Here is a 5,034-nt window from a genome sequence, read left to right as displayed (position 1 = left end):
ATTTCAAAGTAAATTAATTAAATTTGCTCGGAATGTGCTTATTTGTATCATCAATTAAGGCAAAGGTAATAGAAGTGCTCCAAAATAAAGAGCAACGGTCTGCTATAGAAAAATTAGTGGAAGAGGAAGAGATTAAAGATTTTTCAAAAGAGGATATGAAAAGGCTCGTAGAAAAAGGTCTTAGTACTCACTAAACTGATAAGAAAGCATTGAGGAGCTTTTGGAGAAATTTCGCCTGAAATTATGAAAATTGGTAACGGTGACATAAAAGAGGTAGAGAAAAAAGTTAATGATAAAGTGAAAGAAATGAAGCTACCAGGTTCCAAAGTAAAAAATCCAATTGCAAAGAACCCAGAAAAGACCCCAAACCTATAGCTTTCTAAATTTTAGCATTAAGGCTTCAATTACCTGTTTCGTAGTATTTTTCAACCAATTTATTAAGCAACCTTATACCAAAACCTACCGCTCCTTTTGGAGAAATATCAGTGCCTTTTTCATGCCAAGCCATGCCTGCAATGTCTAAATGTGCCCAGCAAGTGTTATTCACAAAACGTTGTAAAAATTGTGCAGCCATTATGCTATCTCCACCAGAGCCTGCAGGAGCGATGTTTTGAACATCAGCAATCGGCGAGTCAATAATTTTATCGTAAGCCTCATTCATAGGAAAACGCCACAACTTCTCGTTTACCTCATTCCCTACATCAATAAGACGACTTGCTAATTCATCATTATTGGAAAAAAGACCAGCGTATTCATTATTTCCAAGCGCAACCACTATAGCGCCAGTTAGAGTTGCAAGATCAACCATAAACTTAGGTGAGAATCTGTTCTGAGTATACCATAAAGCATCCGCAAGTATGAGCCTTCCTTCTGCATCGGTGTTTAATACTTCTATTGTCTGCCCAGACATTGAAGTCACTATGTCGCTTGGTCTTTGGGCATTACCGTCCACTGCATTTTCTGCAAGTGCAACTACGCCAATTGCATTTACTTTCGCTTTTCGCCCAGCTAGAGCACGCATCACCCCAACCACAGTAGCAGAACCTGCCATGTCATATTTCATTGACTCCATGCCACGCGAAGGCTTGAGTGACACTCCACCAGTATCAAACGTTATACCTTTGCCCACAAAAGCTACAGGCTGCTGTTCCTTGGAAGTTCCATTCCATTTAATCACTACCAATTTTGGTTCTTTACTACTTCCTTGTGCTACCCCAAGCAATGCTCTCATTTTTTTCTCTTCCATCTGTTTCTTACCAAGCACCTCGATTTCAAGGCTAAGCTTGGTAAGCTCGGTTTTTATATAATCAGCATAGGATTCTGGATATAAAACATTAGGTGGTTCAGTGGTAAGGGCGCGTGCCAGAAATATGCCTTCACCTTCTTGTCTTAAACGTTCAAATGATTTTTTAGCACTACTGAATTGCTCATCTTTCACTAGCACTGTAATCTCTTCTACTTCTGCAACTTTTTCATCCTTTTTGGTTTTATACTTATCAAACTTAAAACTACGCAGAAATGCACCGTATGCAACATTTGCTACATTGCCTTCGGTTAAAATTGCTGCTTGCTTGATTTTTAATCTGCTTAGTTCGCAATATATTTTTCCGCCAATATTTAATTCTTTGTCTTCATCCCATTCATCTCTCTTGCCAAGCCTGGCAACTATAACATTCTTTTTCTCTGATGAAGTAATGGAGAAAAATTCACCAAAACCTCCATTGAAATCACTAAATCTTTTGATGTTATCTACAATTTGCTTGTCTTGTAAAACCTTAACGTTACTTATAAATTCATCATTTTCAAACAAACCTACTACTAGCGTTTTAAAATCAGGTAAAGCCTTAGAAATTGTTATCTTCATTGTTGACATCTCCGTTGCAAATAATTGTAAGCTGCACATAAAAGATTAGTAAGATGCTTTTCATATACATTTTAAGTACAATAGCGCTTAAGGTTACTATGAACTCTCCTGACATGCAAGGGTTTTATCTTTTATTAGAAAACTTGTTATATCCACTTAAGGTAATATTAAATGTGTAGGTCTTAATGGCCCGATCATTATAATTAAATGGTGCTATTAGAAGGCTTGCAAGCCCATTATCAATAAGATCCCCAAGAACAGAATCAGAATAGTTATCGCAATTATGGTCAGCAAAGAACATTTGTGTTGTGAACTCTGGAAAATCTGGATGTTGAACCAAAAAGTTGATGTGTGGAGCCCTATCACCGATCTTACCAGGTGCTATTGTAATAAAGTTATAATAGCCAAGGTTATTTACTATAAATCTTCCTGATCCAGCAAAATTTGGATCAAGCTTATTATCCTCCACATTCTCGTCATAATGGTTTATGCCGTGTGAATTCGCGTGCCATATAGAAACTACAGCGTTTTGTATTGGCAAACAGTTTACATCAGTAACTCTACCCACTATGCTTACCAATTCCCCTGTTGCGCCACTTGGAGAACCAGGTTTTCTTCTTAAATTATTTGAAGAGTTAAAGCTTTTTGGTTTTGCATCAAGATCATAAATCTCTGGGGTTTCAATACAGTTGAGCAAAATAGGATCGGCCGCAAATGATGACGACCAAAACATAGCCTGTATAAAAAGCGCTAATAAGATATTTTTCACTTTCATCTCGTTTATAATGCCTGCACTTGGATTATAGCGTTTTTTTCTTTCATTTAAAGATGTTGCTATTCCACATCAAGAACAACCATTAGCTCCTTAGGGCTCACATAACCCAGAGCATTTCTTGCTTGTTCATCAAGCAGGCCAAAATTTAAGCTTTTTTCATATAGGCTGAACACTTTATTACTCAACTTTTCCCTTTCAAAAGATATATTCTTCAGCAAAAGTTTACTATACTCTATCTCTTTTTTTTAATCCATTAATGCTGATAAGCCACGTTTACCCGTAATCGTACTGATACTAAAATATAGTGTAAGAGAAGAAATGAGCAAAGCTGTACTTAAATATAGCAACCTCTTCTTATTCCTAAATACAAACACCATATTTTTACATATGAGAAGCTAAAAAAACGTATAACATGAAAAAGTGAACAAAAAACTAAGCACCCTAGTTACAGTTTAGAACCCTTTTATCGCAAACTAAGCGCGGATATACGACTGACACAGCATTCTAGTACTGTTTGCCTCAAGGCAACCAATAATTCCCTTGGATAATCAATTTATGGCGATACTCAAGAACCCTGGCGGGCTTTACATCTTGGCTTTACTTTATTTATAACGTAAATTTTACCATTCCTTGTCACAACTTTACAGTTTTTATCTCTGCTGCGATGAGACTTTAGTGAGCCTTTAACTTTCATAACTACAGCGAAAACCAAATTACTTTATATTATGGTTACTTACAAAGAGTTAGTCAATTAATAAATTTATCACATTCTATTAAAATATTGTATAATCGTTGCTGACACTTCCTCGATCGACTTTTGTGTTACATCGATAATTAGCCAATTGTTTTGTTTAAAAAGCTCCTCTGCTTTTTTAATCTCCCTTTCTACTTTCTTAGGGTCAGCGTATACATTATTATCTTCGTTGTTAATTGAAGCAAGCCTATTTTTGCGTATTTCCACCAGCCTACTTGCATCTACTGTTAGCCCTATTGTCAGCTTGTTTTCTAACTTTGTTAAATCAACATAAAAGGGTATCTCATTAATAAAGGGAATATTCGCAACCCTATAGCCCCGATAAGCTAAATACATACTGGTGGGAGACTTTGATGTACGCGAAACTCCAACCAAGATTATGTCTGCCTTATCAATATCTTGAATATTTTGTCCGTCATCATGATTAATAGTGTAGTTTATTGCCTCAATGCGCTGAAAATACTCATTATTTATCTCAGTATGCAAGTCAAGCTTTTCGTCTTTTTCAATTTCAAGATAGGAAGAAATTTCTCTAATGATATGTGATAATATTGCTCGATAGGGAATTTCCAATTTTATACAGTTATCTTTTAAATATTTCCTTAGCTCATCATCAGTAATAGTACATATAACAAAGTGATGCTCATCACTTTTCTTACCGATTTCCTCCAAAATTCTATCAATTTGTTCTTTTTTTTTCACAAGAGACCAAACATATTCAATTGTTTCTACAGAACGAAAATGTTTCAGAGCTGATTTTGCAACTGATATAACAGTTTCACCACTTGAATCTGATACTAAGTGTAGATTAAGCTTTTTAAAGTTCATATATTATATAGTTTATACTATGTAATAGTACAGACTCAAGCAATCTGCTGCTGAAATTGCATAAAATTGTGATTTTAGAACCAGTTATGTATCATCCAAGTAGAACACACCATATAAATTTGTCTAAATCTCCAGCTGTATGTAAAAGGTACTCTTTGATTAATTTATCTTATTACCAGCGAGATTTGGTATAAGATAGAAAATTAGATAGATTTTGCAGTGCGATACAAAATAACGATAGAATATAATGGTAGTAGTTTCTCTGGCTGGCAGAAACAGCAACACTCTGTTGACTCAATCCAGGAGACCATAGAAAATGCTATATTTAATTTCAGTGGCGAGAAAGTCACTTTGCACTGCAGTGGCAGGACTGATGCGGGAGTTCATGCTTTGGGACAAGTTGCTCATTTTGATATGGAGAGGGAATTCGAACTTTACAGAATAAGGAACGCAATAAATTATCACTTGAAATCGATTCCTATAGTCGTGCTTAATGTAGAAGTTGTAGATGATGGGTTTCACGCACGATTCTCAGCAAAAAAAAAACACTATGAATATAGAATAATTAATCGTTATGCTCCTGCAGCTTTGGAAGCTGGTTATGTATGGCAAGTGTTTAGCCCACTTGACGTAAACATCATACGTGAAGCGGCTAAATATCTGCTTGGAAAGCACAACCTTTCAAGTTTCCGCTCAAAAGACTGTCAAGCTGCAAATCCGGTAAGAACAATTGATAATATCGAGATAGTACAAAAGGGAAGTCATATATACATCAAAATATCTGCAATTTCTTTTTTACATAACCAAGTGAGG

8 protein-coding genes are annotated in these 5,034 nt (G+C 35.7%); 3 read left to right on the top strand and 5 right to left on the bottom strand.

The annotated features are described in order from the left end of the window. The first annotated feature begins 32 nt into the window (after positions 1 to 32). Both IHO13_RS03655 and IHO13_RS05750 read left to right on the top strand, forming a co-directional pair. Positions 33 to 194, top strand: coding sequence for a hypothetical protein (locus IHO13_RS03655; protein ID WP_225538322.1), 162 nt, complete (start codon positions 33 to 35; stop codon positions 192 to 194). A 49-nt stretch (positions 195 to 243) separates the two neighbouring features. Further along, complete coding sequence (locus IHO13_RS05750) at positions 244 to 375, top strand: hypothetical protein (RefSeq protein WP_255586088.1); 132 nt, start codon at positions 244 to 246, stop codon at positions 373 to 375. A gap of 25 nt (positions 376 to 400) precedes the next feature. On the opposite strand, the gene IHO13_RS03650 is transcribed toward IHO13_RS05750, so the two are convergent. The 5 genes from IHO13_RS03650 to IHO13_RS03630 form a co-directional block, all read right to left on the bottom strand. Continuing rightward, on the bottom strand, positions 401 to 1,864 hold the full coding sequence (locus tag IHO13_RS03650; protein WP_255586089.1) for a leucyl aminopeptidase: 1,464 nt from the start codon (positions 1,862 to 1,864) through the stop codon (positions 401 to 403). 124 nt (positions 1,865 to 1,988) lie between these two features. Further along, complete coding sequence (locus IHO13_RS03645) at positions 1,989 to 2,639, bottom strand: protocatechuate 3,4-dioxygenase (RefSeq protein ID WP_225538320.1); 651 nt, start codon at positions 2,637 to 2,639, stop codon at positions 1,989 to 1,991. Positions 2,640 to 2,698: 59 nt separating this feature from the next. Continuing rightward, positions 2,699 to 2,857 carry a hypothetical protein gene (locus IHO13_RS03640; RefSeq protein ID WP_225538319.1) on the bottom strand — a complete coding sequence of 53 codons (159 nt, stop codon included), beginning with the start codon at positions 2,855 to 2,857 and terminating at the stop codon, positions 2,699 to 2,701. Positions 2,858 to 3,204: 347 nt separating this feature from the next. Then, positions 3,205 to 3,333: a type B 50S ribosomal protein L36 gene (ykgO, locus tag IHO13_RS03635; RefSeq protein WP_225536520.1), complete on the bottom strand. Its 129-nt coding sequence runs from the start codon at positions 3,331 to 3,333 to the stop codon at positions 3,205 to 3,207. 69 nt (positions 3,334 to 3,402) lie between these two features. Continuing rightward, on the bottom strand, positions 3,403 to 4,221 hold the full coding sequence (locus tag IHO13_RS03630; RefSeq protein WP_225538318.1) for a pyruvate, water dikinase regulatory protein: 819 nt from the start codon (positions 4,219 to 4,221) through the stop codon (positions 3,403 to 3,405). 219 nt (positions 4,222 to 4,440) lie between these two features. Between IHO13_RS03630 and truA the strand changes: the two genes are divergently transcribed. Continuing rightward, positions 4,441 to 5,034, top strand: a 594-nt coding sequence (gene truA / locus IHO13_RS03625) for a tRNA pseudouridine(38-40) synthase TruA (RefSeq protein ID WP_225538317.1), incomplete at its 3' end; no start/stop codon positions are given.

The organism is Wolbachia endosymbiont of Mansonella perstans, from assembly GCF_020278605.1.
Lineage (GTDB): Bacteria > Pseudomonadota > Alphaproteobacteria > Rickettsiales > Anaplasmataceae > Wolbachia.
Note: the sequence above shows the minus strand (reverse complement) of the source record. Positions and strands in the feature narration are given on the sequence as shown.

What these genes read in the sequence shown, in the direction of transcription:
- IHO13_RS03655 (WP_225538322.1), top strand. Translation starts at nt 33, where the DNA reads ATGTGCTTATTTGTATCATCAATTAAGGCAAAGGTAATAGAAGTGCTC.
- IHO13_RS05750 (WP_255586088.1), top strand. Translation starts at nt 244, where the DNA reads ATGAAAATTGGTAACGGTGACATAAAAGAGGTAGAGAAAAAAGTTAAT.
- IHO13_RS03650 (WP_255586089.1), bottom strand. Translation starts at nt 1,864, where the DNA reads ATGAAGATAACAATTTCTAAGGCTTTACCTGATTTTAAAACGCTAGTA.
- IHO13_RS03645 (WP_225538320.1), bottom strand. Translation starts at nt 2,639, where the DNA reads ATGAAAGTGAAAAATATCTTATTAGCGCTTTTTATACAGGCTATGTTT.
- ykgO (WP_225536520.1), bottom strand. Translation starts at nt 3,333, where the DNA reads ATGAAAGTTAAAGGCTCACTAAAGTCTCATCGCAGCAGAGATAAAAAC.
- IHO13_RS03630 (WP_225538318.1), bottom strand. Translation starts at nt 4,221, where the DNA reads ATGAACTTTAAAAAGCTTAATCTACACTTAGTATCAGATTCAAGTGGT.